Annotated in this window: 17 protein-coding genes; 11 read left to right on the top strand and 6 right to left on the bottom strand. The window is 73.4% G+C overall.

Features of this window, described 5'->3' with window-relative positions:
- Window positions 1–151: 151 nt before the first annotated feature.
- Together AB0H82_RS24255 and AB0H82_RS24260 are read right to left on the bottom strand one after the other, a co-directional pair.
- The gene (locus tag AB0H82_RS24255) at window positions 152–1,774 is read right to left on the bottom strand and encodes an NAD(P)/FAD-dependent oxidoreductase (RefSeq protein WP_362996005.1); all 1,623 of its coding nucleotides are present in this window, start codon (window positions 1,772–1,774) and stop codon (window positions 152–154) included.
- Window positions 1,767–2,279, bottom strand: a complete 513-nt coding sequence (locus AB0H82_RS24260) for an SRPBCC family protein (protein WP_362996007.1) — start codon at window positions 2,277–2,279, stop codon at window positions 1,767–1,769. The genes AB0H82_RS24255 and AB0H82_RS24260 overlap by 8 nt, the downstream gene beginning before the upstream one ends.
- A gap of 182 nt (window positions 2,280–2,461) precedes the next feature.
- Between AB0H82_RS24260 and AB0H82_RS24265 the strand changes: the two genes are divergently transcribed.
- The 5 genes from AB0H82_RS24265 to AB0H82_RS24285 all read left to right on the top strand — a co-directional run bounded on the left by AB0H82_RS24265 (window position 2,462) and on the right by AB0H82_RS24285 (window position 7,425).
- A complete protein-coding gene (locus AB0H82_RS24265; protein WP_362996009.1) occupies window positions 2,462–3,979 on the top strand; it encodes an SDR family oxidoreductase in 1,518 nt (505 codons plus the stop codon).
- Between the two features lie 114 nt (window positions 3,980–4,093).
- Window positions 4,094–4,531, top strand: a complete 438-nt coding sequence (locus AB0H82_RS24270; RefSeq protein ID WP_362996011.1) for a nitroreductase/quinone reductase family protein — start codon at window positions 4,094–4,096, stop codon at window positions 4,529–4,531.
- 339 nt (window positions 4,532–4,870) lie between these two features.
- Window positions 4,871–5,800, top strand: coding sequence for an SDR family oxidoreductase (locus tag AB0H82_RS24275; RefSeq protein ID WP_362996013.1), 930 nt, complete (start codon window positions 4,871–4,873; stop codon window positions 5,798–5,800).
- 52 nt (window positions 5,801–5,852) lie between these two features.
- A complete protein-coding gene (locus AB0H82_RS24280; protein ID WP_362996015.1) occupies window positions 5,853–7,118 on the top strand; it encodes an FUSC family protein in 1,266 nt (421 codons plus the stop codon).
- 70 nt (window positions 7,119–7,188) lie between these two features.
- Window positions 7,189–7,425 (top strand): hypothetical protein, encoded by a 237-nt coding sequence (locus tag AB0H82_RS24285; protein ID WP_362996017.1) that lies wholly within the window; start codon window positions 7,189–7,191, stop codon window positions 7,423–7,425.
- Window positions 7,426–7,427: 2 nt separating this feature from the next.
- Here AB0H82_RS24285 and AB0H82_RS24290 read toward each other — a convergent pair whose 3' ends face one another.
- On the bottom strand, window positions 7,428–8,606 hold the full coding sequence (locus AB0H82_RS24290; protein ID WP_362996019.1) for a PP2C family protein-serine/threonine phosphatase: 1,179 nt from the start codon (window positions 8,604–8,606) through the stop codon (window positions 7,428–7,430).
- A gap of 243 nt (window positions 8,607–8,849) precedes the next feature.
- Here AB0H82_RS24290 and AB0H82_RS24295 point away from each other — a divergent pair, with 243 nt between their 5' ends.
- Window positions 8,850–9,146, top strand: a complete 297-nt coding sequence (locus tag AB0H82_RS24295; RefSeq protein ID WP_362996021.1) for a hypothetical protein — start codon at window positions 8,850–8,852, stop codon at window positions 9,144–9,146.
- Window positions 9,147–9,184: 38 nt separating this feature from the next.
- Complete coding sequence (locus AB0H82_RS24300; protein WP_362996023.1) at window positions 9,185–9,553, top strand: hypothetical protein; 369 nt, start codon at window positions 9,185–9,187, stop codon at window positions 9,551–9,553.
- 727 nt (window positions 9,554–10,280) lie between these two features.
- Here AB0H82_RS24300 and AB0H82_RS24305 read toward each other — a convergent pair.
- Window positions 10,281–10,769, bottom strand: a complete 489-nt coding sequence (locus tag AB0H82_RS24305; protein ID WP_362996025.1) for a cupin domain-containing protein — start codon at window positions 10,767–10,769, stop codon at window positions 10,281–10,283.
- Between the two features lie 144 nt (window positions 10,770–10,913).
- On the opposite strand from AB0H82_RS24305, the gene AB0H82_RS24310 reads away from it, so the two are divergent.
- Together AB0H82_RS24310 and AB0H82_RS24315 are read left to right on the top strand one after the other, a co-directional pair.
- A complete protein-coding gene (locus tag AB0H82_RS24310) occupies window positions 10,914–12,095 on the top strand; it encodes an aromatic ring-hydroxylating dioxygenase subunit alpha (RefSeq protein WP_362996027.1) in 1,182 nt (393 codons plus the stop codon).
- Window positions 12,096–12,259: 164 nt separating this feature from the next.
- Window positions 12,260–13,720: a multicopper oxidase domain-containing protein gene (locus AB0H82_RS24315; RefSeq protein ID WP_362996029.1), complete on the top strand. Its 1,461-nt coding sequence runs from the start codon at window positions 12,260–12,262 to the stop codon at window positions 13,718–13,720.
- Between the two features lie 166 nt (window positions 13,721–13,886).
- Here AB0H82_RS24315 and sigJ (AB0H82_RS24320) read toward each other — a convergent pair whose 3' ends face one another.
- Window positions 13,887–14,819 (bottom strand): RNA polymerase sigma factor SigJ, encoded by a 933-nt coding sequence (sigJ, locus tag AB0H82_RS24320; RefSeq protein WP_362996031.1) that lies wholly within the window; start codon window positions 14,817–14,819, stop codon window positions 13,887–13,889.
- A 153-nt stretch (window positions 14,820–14,972) separates the two neighbouring features.
- Between sigJ (AB0H82_RS24320) and AB0H82_RS24325 the strand changes: the two genes are divergently transcribed.
- Window positions 14,973–15,359 carry a nuclear transport factor 2 family protein gene (locus AB0H82_RS24325; RefSeq protein WP_362996033.1) on the top strand — a complete coding sequence of 129 codons (387 nt, stop codon included), beginning with the start codon at window positions 14,973–14,975 and terminating at the stop codon, window positions 15,357–15,359.
- 12 nt (window positions 15,360–15,371) lie between these two features.
- On the opposite strand, the gene sigJ (AB0H82_RS24330) is transcribed toward AB0H82_RS24325, so the two are convergent.
- Window positions 15,372–16,304, bottom strand: a complete 933-nt coding sequence (sigJ, locus tag AB0H82_RS24330) for an RNA polymerase sigma factor SigJ (protein WP_362996035.1) — start codon at window positions 16,302–16,304, stop codon at window positions 15,372–15,374.
- A 506-nt stretch (window positions 16,305–16,810) separates the two neighbouring features.
- Here sigJ (AB0H82_RS24330) and AB0H82_RS24335 point away from each other — a divergent pair.
- Window positions 16,811–16,977 (top strand): flavodoxin domain-containing protein (locus AB0H82_RS24335; protein ID WP_362996051.1); only part of this gene is annotated, 167 nt, incomplete at its 3' end.

Below are 16,977 nucleotides of genomic sequence, written 5' to 3' on the forward strand. Positions count from 1 at the left end.
CGGGTCTCGTTGAGGGCGGAGGGCCCTCGCGGAGGCGCGGGGGTCGGGGCCCCGGGGGGGGGCAGGGCGTCGGATGTCGTCGGGGGCGGAGGGCCGCCGCGGGGGGGCGGCGCGGGGGTCGGGGGTTCCGGGGGCGGCGCGGGGTCGGGGGCTAGTGGGGATGCCGGCTGCCGGTGCGGTCGCGGGAGGTGAGTCTGCGTTGGGCGGCGGACAGCAGGGGCAGTCGGCGCCGCAGTGCGGCGCGGGCCGCGTTGGCACCGGGGGCGCCGTGCACGCCGCCGCCGGGGTGGGCGCCGGCCGAGGCGAGGAAGAGGCCGGCCACGGGTGTCTCGGGGCGGCCGGTGCCCGGGGAGGGCCGGAAGAACAGCTGCTGGTGCAGGGAGGTGGTGCCGCCGTTGAGTGCGCCGCCGTGCAGGTTGCGGTCCATGGACTGCAGGGTGGTCGGGGCCAGGATGCGGCGGGCGCGGATGAGGGTGCGGAAGCCGGGCGCGAAGCGTTCGACCTGCTCTTCGACGCGGTCGGCCATGCGGTCCTGCTCGGCCGGGCTCCAGGCGCCCGTGAGGTGCTCCTGGCCGGCGTCGGTGCGGATGTCCTGCGGCACGTGGGTGTAGGCCCAGGCGGACTCGGTGCCCCGCGGTGAGCGGGTGGCGTCCGCGGTGGTCATCTGGCCGAAGAGCAGGAAGGGCCGGTCGGGCACCTGGTGCATGGCCAGCTGCGCGGCGAACCGGGTGAGTTCGTCCACCCCGTCGGCCAGGTGCACGGTGCCCGCGCCCGCGGCCTCCTTGGCCTGCCAGGGCACCGGCCCCTTGAGCGCCCAGTCCACCTTGAAGGTGGCGAAGTCCCACTGGAAGCGGCGCAGGTCGGCCAGGAGCTGGCCGGGCAGGTGCTCGGCGGCGACCAGTTCGCCGTACAGGGCGGGCACCGACACGTCGGCCAGCACGGCGCGGGCGGCGGGCACGCTCTCGCCGTCCGCGGTGCGCACCGCGACGGCGCGCCCGTCCCGGACGAGGATCTGCTGGACCAGGCGGCCGCACTGCACGGTGCCGCCGCGTGCGTGCAGCCGTTTGACCAGCGCCTGGACGAGCTCGCCTGCGCCGCCGACGGGGACGGGAAAGCCGTAGCTCTGGCCCAGCAGGCTCATGAGCCAGCCGAAGCCGCCGCTGCCGGCCGCCTCGGGCGCCAGGTCGGCGTGCAGGGCGTTGCCGGCCAGCAGGAGCCGGCCGCCCTCGCCGGCGAACTCCTCCTCGCCCAGGCGCCGGACCGGCAGCAGCAGGCTGCGGGCCAGGTGCAGGGCGCCCGCCGCCTTGAGCCGCCAGGCCAGGCGCGCGGCGGAGCGCACCGGCGGGAAGGGGGTGAACAGGGCGTTCAGGATGTCGGGGTGGATGTCGTGCCACAGCTCGTGCAGCCGGTGCCAGGCCGCGCCGTCGCCGGCGGCGAAGGCCTCCAGGGAGTCCGCGGTGACCTCGACCCGGCGGTCCAGGACGGCGCAGCGGCCGTCGCTGAGGGGGTGGGCCAGGACGTGGGGTGCGTGGCTCCAGCGCAGGCCGTACTCGTCCAGGCGCAGCCGCCGCAGGATCGGGGAGGCGGCGGCCAGCGGGTAGAAGGAGCTGAAGAGGTCGTTGACGAAGTCGGGGTGCACGCCGCGGTCGTGGCGCACCGCGCCGCCGGGCTCGCTCTGTTCCTCCAGGACCGTCACGCTCCACCCGGCGTCGGCCAGGAGGTTGGCGGCGACCAGTCCGTTGGGGCCGGCCCCGATCACCACCGCGTCAGGCATGTGCCTCGCCGCCTCCCGCGGGGCCGGTGCCCGGGCCGGCGGTCACCGTGCCCAGGGCGCGGCGCGGGTGCTCCTGTTCGGCTTCGCACACCTGGGCCAGGCGGGCGAGCATCGCGCGGTGGCGCAGCTGGATCAGTGCCTCCACGCCGGCGTTGTGCAGGGCGCCGCCCATGCCGCGCAGCGGGTGTTCGTCCACGATGACCAGGCAGTGTTCGCCCCAGGGCCGTACTTCGATGGCGATGCGTGCGGTGCCCAGCGGGCCCGCTTTGGCCTCCAGTTCCAGGACGGAGCCCGCCTCGCAGCGCCGTACGACCGTTTCGTTGGTGGCCCGCACGGGGCCCAGGCGTACCTGGTACTCGATGGCCGCGCCGACGGCGGGCCAGTGGCCGCGCACCGGGGTGGAGGATGCGGTGCCCACCACCCACTGGGCATAGCGTTCGCCGTCGGCCAGGACCCTCCACACCGTGGCCGGACTCACCCTGATCAGTCGATGACGCTGCGCCATCTCTCTGCCTCCCTGACTCGCCGTCATCGCCGAGTGCCCCGAACCGCTCGTCTCAACATCGTGCGGGACCGGGGCCGTGCGCGCGCCCCGGGCGTGTGTGTCGCGGGGCGGGCCGCGGCGGGTGAGACTGCGGGGGTGAAGCGGCCCCGCTCCCCCGGCACCGAAACGAGGCGGCAGCGCACGTGAGCGAACCCGAACAGGCCCCCCGCCAGGCCCCCCGCGGTGGCCGGCACGTCCTGGTGACGGGGGCCACCGGCTACATCGGGGGCCGGCTGGTGCCCGAACTGCTGGCGGCCGGGCACCGGGTGCGGTGCCTGGCCCGTTCCCCGCACAAGCTGCGCGACCACCCGTGGGCCGGTCGGGTGGAGGTGGTCCGCGCGGATGTGAGCGACGCGGCCTCGCTGGCCGCCGCGCTGCGCGGCATCGAGGTGGCGTACTACCTGGTGCACGCGCTGAACACCGGCACCGGTTTCGAGGACACCGACCGGCGGGCGGCCCGGACCTTCGCCGAGCAGGCGCGGGCGGCCGGGGTGGCGCGGATCGTGTATCTGGGCGGGCTCACCCCGGCCGGGGTGGAGGCGGCGCAGCTGTCGCCGCATCTGCGCTCGCGGGCCGAGGTGGGCGAGATCTTCCTGGCTTCGGGGGTGCCCAGCGCGGTGCTGCGCGCGGCGGTCATCATCGGCTCGGGTTCGGCGTCCTTCGAGATGCTGCGCCATCTCACCGAGCGGCTGCCGGTGATGGTGACGCCCAGCTGGGTGCGCACCCGCATCCAGCCGATCGCGGTGCGCGACGTGCTGCGCTACCTGGTGGCCTGCGCCGGCCTGCCCGGCTCGGTGAACCGCTGCTTCGACATCGGCGGCCCGGACGTGATGACCTACCGGGACATGATGCGGGCCTACGCCGAGGTGGCCGGGCTGCCGCACCGGCTGATCGTGCCGGTGCCGCTGCTGACGCCGAGGGTGTCGGGGTACTGGGTGGGGCTGGTGACGCCCGTGCCGCACGGCATCGCCCGGCCGCTGGCGGAGTCGCTGCGCCACGAGGTCGTCTGCCAGGAGCACGACATCGCGGAGTGGGTGCCCGATGGGCCGGGCCGGCCGCTGCCCTTCACCCAGGCGCTGCGGCTGGCGCTGCGGCGGGTGCAGGACGCGCAGGTCACCACCCGGTGGTCCTCGGCCTCGGTGCCCGGGGCGCCCAGCGACCCGCTGCCCACGGACCCGGACTGGGCCGGCGGCAGCCTCTACAGCGACCACCGCACGCTGGTGGTGGAGGCCGGCCCGCAGGCGCTGTGGCGGGTCGTCGAGGGGATCGGCGGCGAGCACGGCTGGTACTCCTTCCCGCTGGCCTGGGCGGTGCGCGGGCTGCTGGACCGGCTGGTGGGCGGGGTCGGCCTGCGCCGGGGCCGGCGCGACGCGCACCGCCTGCGGGTGGGTGACTCCCTGGACTTCTGGCGGGTGGAGGAGATCAGCCCGGGCCGGCTGCTGCGGCTGCGGGCCGAGATGCGGCTGCCGGGGCTGGCCTGGCTGGAGATGCGCGTGGAGCAGGACGGCGCGGGCCGCATCCGCTACCGCCAGCGCGCGCTGTTCCACCCGCGCGGGCTGCTCGGCCATCTGTACTGGTGGTCGGTGGCGCCCTTTCACGCCGTGGTCTTCGGCGGCATGGCCCGCAACATCGCCGAGGCCGCGCGCAGGGAGCCCGACTGACCCGGCTGAACGGCATCGGCCCGCACGCCCTCGTCTCCTGCCACAATCCGACAAGTCCCGCGGGACGGGATCGACGAAAGTGTGGAACGGCCCGACCAGACAAGGGAGTTGTGGATGTCCGGTACCGCCCGATCCTCCGGGAGACCTGTCCGAAGACGCCTGGCCCGTTTCAACCGCAGGTTCGCCAACCGTGTCGTGGGCCCGGTGCTCACTCGCCTGCCCGGCTTCGGTGCCGTGCTGCACCGCGGCCGCACCTCGGGGCGCCTCTACCGCACCCCGGTCAAGGTGTTCCGCAACGGCCCGTACTACGTCATCTCGCTGCCGTACGGGCCGCAGTCGGACTGGGTGCGCAACACCCTCGCCCACAACGGCTGCGAGCTGCGCACCCTGGGCCGGCGTGTCCGGCTGGCCGACCCGCGGGTGTTCGTGGACGAGCGGCAGCGCGTCCTGCCGGCGCCGCTGCGGCCCCTCCTGCGCCGCCTCAAGGCCTTCGACTTCATCGAGCTGCGCCCCGTGAAGCCCGGTGCGGCCGGGCCCGCGCGGCGCCCCTGAGCCTGGGCCGCATGCTCAGCGGCCCTTGCGTGCGGTCAGGTACCAGGCGGCGGCGACGGCGAGGACCACGAGAACGAGAAGGATCTTCATGGTGGTCGGCTTTCCCCGATCGGGCGGGACATGCCTGCCGGCGCCCGGCAACAGGTCCTGTCGTGCGCGTTTTGCCGTTCGGGGGGCAGGGCACCCGGGGCCGCGACCGCAGCGGCACCCGGGCGGCCGGGCCTCGACGGCGAGGCGTTCCGGTGGTGAGGTGCCGCGGACTTGCGGAAGGTAGGAGCAGGCGCGGCGGGGCCCGGCAGGCCCCGCGCCCGGCCGCACGCCACAGAAAGGCAGCAGCAGATGAAGGACGCCCCCGGCGGCAACGGCAACGGCAACGCCCAGGACAGCGGTGGTCAGGGGCCGCAGGATCCCACCACCAAGGGACCGCGGCCCGACTTCCCCCAGCAGGACCAGCAGGTGCCGGGGTGGACCGGCGCCATGGACCCGCCGCCCGATCACGGTGAGGACTCCTACCGCGGCTCCGGGCTGCTGCGGGACCGGGCCGCGCTGATCACCGGGGGTGACTCCGGCATCGGGCGGGCGGTGGCCATCGCCGTGGCCCGCGAGGGGGCCGACGTCATCTTCACCCACCTGCCCGCCGAGGCCGGCGAGGCGCGCGAGACCGTGCGCTGGGTGGAGGACGCCGGGCGCCGGGCCGTCGCGGTGGAGTGCGACATCCGCGAGGAGGAGCAGTGCCGCACGCTGGTGGAGCGTGCGGTGGCCGAGTTCGGGCGGATCGATCTGCTGGTCAACAACGCCGCCTACCAGATGTCCCGGCCCAAGGGCATCCAGGACATCTCCACGGAGCAGTTCGACCGGGTCGTGCGCACCAACCTGTACGGCATGTTCTGGCTGTGCAAGATGGCGGTGCCGCACATCCCGCGCGGCGGCTCGATCATCAACACCACCTCGGTGCAGGCCTACAAGCCCAGTCCGCACCTGCTGGACTACGCCATGACCAAGGGCGCCATCGTGACCTTCACCCAGGGGCTGGCGCAGATGCTGGCCGAGGACGGCATCCGCGTCAACGCGGTGGCGCCGGGGCCGGTGTGGACGCCGCTGATCCCCGCGACGCTGCCCGACACCGCCGAGTTCGGCAAGCAGGCGCCGCTGGGCCGGCCCGCGCAGCCCGCGGAGATGGCGCCGGCCTACGTCTTCCTCGCCTCGGAGCACGCGAGTTTCATCACCGCCGAAGTCATGAACGCCACCGGCGGCACCCCCCTGCCCTGACCCCCGGACATCCGTCCAGGGGCCTGGGGCACGGTGCCGAGCATTTCCGAGCATGAGGAAGGTGAGCGAGATCTGGCGCGCGGTGGCGTGGGACGTACAGGCCATCTGGAACGCGGCCCGGCGGGCGGTGACGGCGCCGGGCCCCGAGCGGGACACGACCGTCCAGTCGCTCAAGGCGGCCGGGGCCGGCGTGCTGGCCTGGGCGCTGGCGGGCTGGTGGTGGAGCGCCCCGATGGCGATGCTGGCGCCGTGGACGGCGCTGTTCATCGTGCAGAGCACCGTCTACCGCTCGGTGCGCTCGGCACTGCAGCAGCTCGCGGTGGTGGTCACCGGCACCCTGCTGGCGGCGGGCGGCGCGATGGTGACGGACAACAACTCGCTGGCCGCGATGGCGATCGTGCTGCCGGTGACGGTGCTGCTGAGCGGCTACGCCCGGTTCGGCACCCAGGGCGTCTACGCCCCCACCGCCGCCCTGTTCGTGCTGGCGTACGGGACGTACACGGGCGTGGACATCCTGCACCGGCTCTTCGAGACGGTGCTCGGCGCCGTCATCGGGATCGTGGTGAACGCCGCGGTGCTGCCCCCGGTGCACGGGCGGGACGTGCGGCATCTGCGGGCCCGGCTGGCCCAGGAGAGCGCCGAGCTGCTGTACGCGGTCGCCGACGGCGTACAGCAGAACGTCGACCAGGAGCAGGCCGCGACCTGGCACGACCGGGCGCAGCGGCTGACCGACCTGGTGACCGACCTGCGCACGGCGCGGCGCTGGTCGCACGAGAGCTACCGCCTCAACCCGGGACGCAAGCTGCGCCGCTCCGAGCCGCTGCTGCCCTCCGCGGACTGGGACTTCGCCTGGGACCGCATCAGCGACCAGGTCCGGGTGATGCTGCGGACGCTGGCCGAGACGAGCCAGGACCGGCCGGCGCTGACCGATGTGCCCGAAGAGGCGCGGCAGATCCTGACGGAGCTGCTGCGGTCGGCCGGTGACATCTGCGCGCTGGACGACTACGCCGACGCCGAGGCGCGGGCCGATGCCCTGAAGGACTCCGCGCGACAGGGCAGTGCCCCGCCGGGCGGGGTGGACCGCGGGGCCGAGCGGCAGGCCGCCCTGCGCACGGCGCAGGAGGCGCACGGCCGTCTCGTGCGGCTGCTGACGGACGGCCGCCACGAGGTCACCCCGGCCCTGGGCGGCCTGGCCGCGGACACCCAGCGGCTGCTGGGCGACCTGGCGGTCGTGGCGGACGGCCGCCCCTCCGACGGCTCGAAGGAGGCCGAAGAGACCCAGGAGGCCGGTGGCGAGGGGCCCCGGCGCGAGAACTGACCACCCGAGTGCTGACAGAGCCGCAAAGAAACCAGACAGAGCCGCAAAGAAACCAGAAGGGACATCACCCATGCACCACAACCACAGCCACAGCCACCGCGACCAGAGCTCCGCACACCGGCCCGCGCAGACCGCGGCCGAAGAGGTCCTGGAGGAGGTGGAGGACGCCGAGACGCGGCCCGTATCCGATGAGCGGCGCGAGCACGCCAAGGACGGGGAGGCCGGCGACACCCTCACGCCCAGTCCCACCGCCCAGGAAGACATCCACCAGGACACCGAACCCGGCCGGCGGGGCGAGGACGGCTGAGGTCACCGGCCGGGCGGCTGCCACTCGAACATGAGGATGGTGGCGTCGTCCCGGAGCCGGGCGGGCTGCGCGTCCAGGATCGAGTGGATGAGCCGGCGCAGCACCTCTGCCGCCACCTCTCCGGCGGCGGAGGCGCGGATGATGGAGTCGGCGAACCGTTCGAGCCCGAACTCGCTGCCGTCCGCCAGCCGCGCCTCGGTCACCCCGTCGGTGTACAGGAGCACGCGGTCGCCGGGTTCCAGCCGGGTCTCGTGGACCTGGCGGTCGGTGCTGCGCAAGGGCGCGGCCAGGCCCAGGGGCGGGTCGGCCTCGCGTTCCAGGGCTTTGTCGACGAGCCGGTTGTCGCGGATCAGCAGGGGCGGCGGGTGCCCGCAGTTGCTCCAGCGCAGCACCCCGCTGGCCAGGTCGAGCCGGGTGAGCACGCCGGTGCAGAACTGGTCGGGCAGCCACTGGCCGAGCGCCGCGTCCACGGTCTCCAGGAGTTCGGGCAGGTCCGCTCCGGTGCGCCGGCCGTTGCGGCAGGCGGCCAGGGCGACCGCGGTGGTCAGGCCGGAGAGCAGGTTGTGGCCCATGGCGTCGACGATCGTGGCGTGCAGGGCCGTTCGGGTGAGGCTGTGGTCGAAGGCGTCGCCGCCGATCTCGTAGGCGGGTTCCAGCACGGCGGTCGAGACGACGTGGGTGTTGCCGATGGTGCGCGGCGGCAGGAAGGCGCGGAGCATCTCCGCGGGCAGGCGCATGGGTTCGGAGCGGGTGCGCCGCACCAGGGTGTCCTTGTAGGCGCGCTTCGAGGTGATCATCATCGCCAGGAAGGCGGCCAGTGCTCTGCTGCGCCGCAGCAGGGCGGGGTCCAGGAAGGGGGTGTGGATGGCGACCACGCCCAGCCGTTCGGCGCCGTCCAGCAGGGGCAGCCAGGCGGTCATGCCGCCGGCCGGGGACTCCTCCACGCGCAGGGACAGGGTGCGGTAGGCCCAGCCGGCCAGTGAGTCGTCCACGTCGTGGGCCGGTGCGTCGTCGCTCAGCGGTATCAGCCGGCGCTGCTGGAGGTCGGCGAGGTAGACCACGGCCTGGGGCACGCCCAGGGCCGCCGCGCACCGGGGGACCGCGGCGGCCAGGTCCAGGACGGCGTTGTCCGGGTCCGCGAGGAACTCCTCCAGTCCACTGGGCGGCTCCGAGGTCGGCACGTCTTCTCCCTTCCACAGCGGTCCACGGCGGGGTCGCGCGACAGGAGCAGTCTCACACCGCCGTGCCGTGCCTGCCCGGCGCGCGGGGGCGGCTCACCCGTGTCGCCGATCCGGCGCGGTTGGTCCACGGTGATCAGTACGAGTTGTCCCGCCCTGCGCGGGTACCTGCACCCCAGCTCCGGAACGGCCGGCGGCAAGGGAGCCGGTGCCGGCCGGAGCCGAGCGGTGGAGAGGAGACACATCGTGAGTGAACAGATACCGGCCTCCCCCGGCGCGGACGGCAGCAAGCCGGTGCCCAGGGACCCGCCCGACCAGCAGGCCGACGGCGGACAGGACCGCTGGGACCTCCAGGACGGCAAGGACCGCGACCAGGAGCAGGACCAGGATCAGGACCGCGAGCGGGACCGGGAGCGGGGCGCGGGCGGCGGGGCGGGCGAGGACGTGCCCGACACGGACGAGGCCGGCACCGGCCGGCGCGGCAGCTCCCCGGCGGCGGAGGATCCTTCCGCGTCGCCGGTGCCCGAGGAGCCCTCGGGTTGAGGGCACAGCAGCACGAACGCGAGGAAAGGAAGACGACGGTGAGCGATGCGGATGAGAACCCGGCGCGGGTCACGGTGGAGCTGAGCGGTGCGGCGGACGACGCCGGGAGCGTCTTCGGTGTCCTGGAGGCGGTCTACGCCTCGGACCGGGACGGCAGTCCGGCGCCCGCGAAGGCCTCGTCGGGGCCGACCGTGTGGAACGGCGTCTTCGACACCGCCCGACCGGCGGGCGGCGGGCCGGGCGGAACACCGTCGCTGAGCGGCCCGGTGAGCGCCACGGTGCAGGGCGGCTATGTCGCGGTCGACCAGATCGTCACGGTGCTCTCGGCGGCCTTCGCCGTCACCGAGGAAGGCTCCGCCTCCGGCGACCAGGAAAAGGACGTGAGCCTGCGCCTGGAAAACCGGTGACCTCACCCTCTCCCCCGCCCCCGCCCGGCCCGCCGGACGGGGGCGGGGGTGTGTCCGGGGACAGTAGGCCCGGCCGGATCCGGCCGGGCCTGCGGCACAGCTGGGGGCTGGCGGTGCGGCCGTCCTCGCTCCTGCGCCAGTGATCCCGGGCGGGCTTTGCGGCACAGCTGGGGGGGCGGCGGTACAGCCGCCCTCGGTCCCGCGCCACTGGTCCCGCCTGAGCCTGCGACACAGCTGGGGGGCGGCGGTACAGCCACCCTCACTCCTGCCCCACTGGTCTGACCGAGCCTGCGACACATCTGAGGAACGGCGGTACAGCCACCCTCACTCCTGCCCCACTGGTCTGACCGAGCTGCGGCACAGCCGAGGAACGGCGGTACGGCCGCCTCGCTCCTGCCCCACTGGTCCCGGCCGAGCCTGCAACACAGCCGAGGGGGCGGCGGTACAGCCGCCCTCACTCCTGCCCCACTGGTCCTGACCGAGCTGCGGCACAGCCGAGGAACGGCGGTACAGCCACCCTCGGTCCCGCGCCACTGGTCCCGGCCGAGCTGCGGCACGGCGGTGCGGCCTCCCTCGGTCCCGTGCAGGAGGGGCCGGCCGCCGATGAGGTGGCGGCGAGGCGGTGTATGGCGGTGCGGGCGTCCTGTGCGTGCCCGGGCCGCCGGGTTCGGCCGGTGCCCGCCCCCCGGGGGCCGGGGGGGCCTTTCGTGCTGTGCGGTGCGCGCGCTCATCCGGGGCCGGGCAGCGCTGTCCCGCAGCGGGCGCAGTAGCGGGCGTCGTGTTCGCCGGCCAGGCGGCCGCACTGGGGGCAGACCCGCTCCAGCAGGCAGGCGGGCTCCCCGGCGCCGCCGGCCGTCTCCTGGCCGGTCTGCGGCAGCGGGCGGCGGTGGGTGGTGGTGTAGGTCAGTCCGTGCTGTCCCGCCCGCAGGGAGTGCGGGGTGCGGGCGGGCAGCCAGGCCAGTGCCCCGGGTGTGAGCGGCAGCAGTTGCCCGGGCACGCGCAGTTCGCCGCTGCCGGCCAGCACGGTGAGCAGGAGCCCGCACCCGTGCTCGGCGGGCTCGCCCAGGTCCGCGCCGGGGGCCAGGCGTACGACGGCGGCGTCCAGGTCGCGTCCGGCACCGCCCAGCGACCACACGACGCTGATCTGCCCCGCTCCCGTGGCACCGGTGCGCTCGGGGCCGACGAAGAGCGGGTGGGCGGCGGCGGGCTCACTCATGGGCGCATCCCTTCGGGCGGAGAGGGGCGGGGTGAAGTCATCCGAAGTGTGCAGCAGCCGGGTCGCTCCTGGCGACGATTCGCCCGCCCGTGCAGGGCGCCTAGCGTTTTTCCCACGAGGTCTCGACCAGCCGGAGGTGCTGTCATGACCGACCCGAGCGAACCCACCGAACACACCGAACACACCGAGCCGAGCGGACGCACCGAAGCGAGCGGGCTCCCCCTGCTGGCGCAGTTGCGGCGGCTGGCCGGGCTGCCCCTGGAGCAGGGGGAGACGCTGCCGCCCCAGGCGTACACCTCGCCCGCCTGGTACGAGCGCGAGAGAGAGCGCATCTTCGAGCGGGACTGGCTGTGTGTGGCGCGCGCCGACGAAGTGGCCGCTCCCGGCGACTATCTGCGGGTGGACATCGCGGGGCATCCGCTGGTCATCACCCGTGACGAGCAGGGTGAGCTGCACGCCCTGTCCCGGGTGTGCCGGCACCGCTTCATGGACGTACTGCCGCCGCAGACCACCCCCGAGCGGGGCCGTCTGACGCGGCTGACCTGCCCGTACCACACCTGGACCTACCGTCTGGACGGCCGCTACGCGGGGCAGTTGGCCGGGGCGCCGCTGATGAACAAGGTGGACTTCGGGCCGCGCGAGCGGGCGGCGTGCCGGCTGCCCGCGGCGCGGGTGACGCAGTGGCAGGGTTTCGTGCTGGTGTGCCTGGATGCCGGCGCCGAGCCGCTGGAGCCCCAACTGGCGGGCCTGGAAGGGCGGTTGGCCGACTACGGGCTCGCCGGCTGGCGGACGGTGGCGGTCGAGGCGTGGCAGGACGTGCCCGCCAACTGGAAGGTGGCGGTGGAGAACGGCTCGGAGAACTACCACCACATGGGTACGCACGCGCGGACCCTGGAGCCGGTGCTGCCCGGGCGCACCACGGTCCTGGACGAGTGCGAGGGCCGCTGGTTCACCATGTTCACCCCCTATGCGCATGCGCCGGGGGCCGGGCCGCCCCAGGGGATGTTGCTGGCCGGGCTGTTCCCGCAGTGTGTGCTGGCTCTGCTGCCGGATTCCGCGGTGTGGGTGCGCTGGCTGCCCACCGGGCCCGCCACGCACTCGGCGCGCTTCGGGCTGCTGGTGCCGCCGGGCACCGAGCCGAGCGCGGAGCAGCTGGCCGCGGCCCGGGAGTCGGTGCGGGTCCTGCAGGGTGAGGACCTGGTGGCCGTGCAGGGGGTGCAGCGGGGCCTGGAGAGCTCTCCGGGGCCCTCCAGCGGCCGCTTGTGCCACCTGGAGCGCCCGCTGTGGCAGTTCCAGCGCTACCTGGCCGGCCGGCTGCTGCCGTGAGCGCCCACCGGTGGGCGAAGCGGACGAAGCGGATACGAGTGCGCCTCAAGGTGCTGCTGATGAACTGCGGCTGGCACCGCACGGCCGCATGCTGCCGCGCGCCTCCTCATCCGGGCGCGGCCGGCCGCTGGGTGCCCACTCACTCACGCACTTAGGAGGGCACCATGGTCACCCGACGCCGTCTGCTCGGCACAGGACTCGCCGCAGCGGGCGTAGGGCTCACCGGGGCGTCGTTCACCCCCCTGCTCGCCGTGGACCCGGCCAAGGCCAGCCCGGCCAAGGCCGGTCCGTCCACCGCGGCCACCCCCGAACTGTTCACCCGGCCCATGCCGTTGATGCCGGTGCTCAGACCCACCTTCCGCACCTCCACCGCCGATCACTACGACGTCACCATGCGCGCGGTCCGCAAGGAGGTCCTGCCGGGCATCCAGACCGACCTGCTGACCTACAACGGGCACTTCCCCGGCGCGACCATCAAGGCCCGCACCGGGCGCCCGGTCATCGTGCGCCAGCGCAACGAGCTGGACGTGGCCACCTCGGTGCACCTGCACGGCGCGTCGGTGACCCAGGCCAACGACGGTGACCCGATGGACACCCTGGCACCGGGCGGCGAGCGCGTCTACACCTATCCCAACAAGCAGCCGCACGCCTCACTGTGGTACCACGACCACGCCCACCACAAGGAGTCGGAGAACGTCTACCGCGGGCTGCACGGCAGTTACCTGCTGACCGACGCCATCGAGGACAAGCTGCCGCTGCCCAAGGGCGAGTACGACGTGGTGGTCGCCATCCGCGACGCGCACTTCGATGCGGCGGGGCAGCTCGTCTACACCATGGACGACCAGCAGCGCAGCACGCTGCTGGTGAACGGGGTGCCCTACCCCTACTTCCAGGTCGCCGCCCGCAAGTACCGGCTGCGGTTCGCCAACATGTCCAACCAGCGCTTCATCGGCCTGCGGCTGGCCGACGGCGGCGAGATGATCCAGATCGGGTCGGACGGCGGTCTGCTGCCGCGCCCGCACACCACCGACTCCTTCATCCTCTCGCCGGGCGAGCGCGCCGATGTGGTCGTCGACTTCTCGCGGTACGCGGTGGGCCACAAGGTGGTGCTGGAGAACACCATCATCTTCGCCGGCAACGCCGAGCAGGTCGGCCAGGTGATGCGGTTCGACGTGGTGCGCACGGCGGACGATCCCAGTTCGGTGCCCGCGGTGCTGCGCTCGCTGCCCGCCCTGCCCGCCGCGACCAACGAGCGTTCCATCACGCTGCAGATGGAGGAGGGTGTCGCGCATCCCAAGGGGTTCATGGACGGCAAGATGTACGACCCCGCGCGGGTGGACGCCAACATCCGGTTCGGGGCCAGCGAGATATGGACGGTCACCAACACCAATGCCCGGGTGCCGCACAACTTCCACATGCACCTGGTGCAGTTCCGGGTCCTGGAGCGGGGCGGGAAGCCGCCGGCGCCCGGTGAGACGGGCCTGAAGGACACGGTGATCGTCGCGGCGGGCGAGACGGTCAAGCTGCAGGCGACGTTCGACAGTTACCGGGGCTCGTACGTGTACCACTGCCACATGCTCGACCACTCGGCGATGGGCATGATGGCCACGATGAGGATCAGCTGAGACAGGGCCGCCTGCGGTCCGCCGGGACCGCGGGCGGCCGCCCCTCCCCCTCGGGGCCGGGTCAGCCGAACCGGCCGACCCGGTGGACACCGGCGGGCTTGCGGACCAGGACGTTGACGCGGTTGAAGGCGTCGATGAGGGCGATCCGGCAGACCGGGGCGGCCGGTCAGCCGCCGGTCCAGGGGCGCAGCTTCTCGGGGTTGCGCACCGCCCACAGGCGCTTGATGCGGTCGCCCGCGAAGTCGAAGGCGAGCACCGAGACGGTGACGCCGCCCTGCTGGACCACCAGGCCGGGCTCGCCGTTGACGGTGCGCTCCAGGATGGTCAGGCCCGGCGCCTTGCCGGTGATGGTGACCAGGTAGCGGGCGATCTGCTCGCTGCCGCCGGTGGGGGGTGCGGCGTTGACCAGGCCGCCGCCGTCGGCCAGGCCGGTGGCGTCGGGGTCCAGCAGGCCGATGAGGGCGCCGATGTCCTTGGCCTCCCAGGCCTGCTTGAAGCTGCGGACGATGTCGGCGCGCTGGGCGGTGGCGGTGACGCCGTCCTGCTGGGCGCTGCGCAGCCGGCGCCGCGCGGAGGAGGCCAGCTGGCGGCAGGCCGCCGGGCTGCGGCCGACACTTTCGGCCACTTCGGCGAAGGAGTACCGGAAGACGTCGTGGAGGATGAACGCGACCCGCTCGGCCGGGGTCATCGACTCCAGGACGACGAGGAAGGCCATGTTGACCGACTCGTCCAGGGTGATGCGGTCGGCCGGGTCGGCGGTGCCGCCGGAGCGGCCGCTGATCCACTCCGAGTGGTCGGGCAGCGGCTCGGGGATCCACTCCCCCACATAGCGCTCGCGCCGGGCGCGGGCCGAGCCGAGCAGGTCCAGGCAGATGCGGCTGGCCACGGTGGTCAGCCAGCCGCCGGGCGAGGCGACCGCCTCGCGCTGCGCGCGGGTCATGGCATACCAGCGGGCGTAGGCCTCCTGCACGACGTCCTCGGCGTCGGCCAGCGAGCCCAGGAAGCGGTACGCGAGGTTGATCAGCTGACGCCGCTCGCTCAGGACCGCGCTCAGGTCCGCCTCAAGCCGGTCGTCTTCTGGCTCGGTCTGCGTCCTCATCGTGTCGCGTGCTCCTTTGGCCGAAAATGCCGTCATGAGGTACGACGAGACAGCCGCCGGGAATGTGAGGTCACCGCCGGCCGTCCCCGGCCCGGGGCGGACCTTCTGGCGGTATTCCAGCGCCCTCCTAGTCGTATCAAATAGTCATTTGGCATGAGCAAATACAAAGTCATCGTTGAGCAGTACCGCGACGGGGTCCTCAGCGGCGATCACGAGAAGGTCCTGTCCCTGGTGACCGACGACGTCGTGTGGGAGAGCCTGGGCCAGCTGCGGGTGCAGGGCAAGGACGCGCTGCGGGGCGTCATCCACAACAAGGACGGCGTCGTGGTCAAGGGCGTCGTGCAGCGTCCCTCCATCACCGTCGACCGGCTGATCGAGGAGGGCGAGCACGTGGTGGCCACCGGCCGTGCCGCCCTGACCCTGCCGACCGGCGCCACCGCGGAGTTCCTCTTCTGCGACGTGTTCACCTTCACCGGGGATGCGATCAGCCACCTGGAGAGCTACAAGGTGCCGCTGGGCGCGCCGCCGCAACAGCCCTGAGCGCGGCCGGGGTCAGCCCGCCGTCCAGGGGCGCAGCTTCTCGGGGTTGCGCACCGCCCAGATGTGCGTGATGCGGTCGCCCGCGAAGTCGAAGGCGAGCACCGAGACGGTGACGCCGTCCTGCTGGGCGACCAGGCCGGGCTGGCCGTTGACGGTGCGCTCCAGGATCGTCAGGTCGGGGGCCTTGCCGGCGACCTCGGCGAAGACGCGGGCGATCTGTTCGCCGCCGGTGACCGGGCGCAGTTCGGCGCTGACCAGGCCGCCGCCGTCGGCGATCGTGGTGGCGTCGGGGTCGAGCAGGCCGATGAGGGCGCCGATGTCCTTGGCCTCCCAGGCCTGCTTGAAGTCGCGTACCAGGTCGGCGCGTTGGGCGGGCGCGGCGGTGGGGGCCTGTGCGTGGGTGATGCGGCGCCGCGCGGAGGAGGCCAGCTGGCGGCAGGCCGCCGGGCTGCGGCCGACGATCTCGGCGACTTCAGCGAAGGAGTAGTGGAAGACGTCGTGGAGGATGAACGCGACGCGCTCGGCCGGGGTCATGGAGTCCAGGACGACGAGGAAGGCCATGTTGACCGACTCGTCCAGGGTGATGCGGTCGGCCGGGTCGGCGGTGCCGCCGGGGCGGCCGCTGACCCACTCCATGTGGTCGGGCAGCGGCTCGGGGATCCACTCCCCCACATAGCGCTCGCGCCGGGCGCGGGCCGAGCCGAGCAGGTCCAGGCAGATGCGGCTGGCGACCCGGGTGAGCCAGCCGCCGGGCGCGGCGACGGCGTCCCGCTGCTGTTCGGTCATGGCATACCAGCGGGCGTAGGTCTCCTGGACGACGTCCTCGGCGTCGGCCAGCGAGCCCAGGAAGCGGTACGCGAGGTTGATCAGCTGACGCCGCTCGCTCAGGACCGCGCTCAGGCCCGGTTCGAGCCGGCTGTCCTCCGGCTGGGAATGCATGCTCATGATGTCGCCAACTCCCTTGGCCGCGCCCTGCCTTCATCCATTCGATGAGGCATCGCCCTGAAGGTGGCGCGCATCACCTCACATTACAACGGCCTGTCTCGTCGTACAGGCGGAGATCGAATTCCTGGCCGGGCTCCATCCCCCGGTCGCCCGGTCCGGGAATCCCCGCTCTCCAGTCCGGCTCCGGTCCCGGAGCCGCTCATCACCTGCCAGGAGAATTCTTGTGACCTCAGCCCCGATCCGCGGCTCACCAGTACGGCCGGGCGCGGCCTTCTCGGCCCCTCGCCCGGTGCGCGAGACCCAGTGACAGACGCTGGGCGTCCTCGGCCCGAGCCGGCCGCGGGACTCCAGTCAGCGGGGGCGCCGACAGCGCCGTCCAGGGCCGGCGGCGCCCCGCGAACTGACCATCCGGGGGCGGGCTCCCGGGTTTTTCTCTCCACCTTTACCGGCACCGGTACCGACGTCACCCGTACAGAACAGAACACGCACAAGAAAAGGGAACAGCTGTGGAACCTGTGAACGTTGCAATCATCTATTACAGCGCGACCGGCAACGTGCACACGTTGGCTCAGGCGGTGGCCGAGGGCGCGGAGAAGGCCGGTGCGAGCGTGCGGCTGCGCACGGTCGCCGAGACCGCCCCGGAGGCGGCGATCAACGCCAACCCGGCCTGGGT

It is taken from the genome of Streptomyces sp. NPDC050732 (assembly GCF_040654255.1).
Taxonomy (GTDB): domain Bacteria; phylum Actinomycetota; class Actinomycetes; order Streptomycetales; family Streptomycetaceae; genus Streptomyces.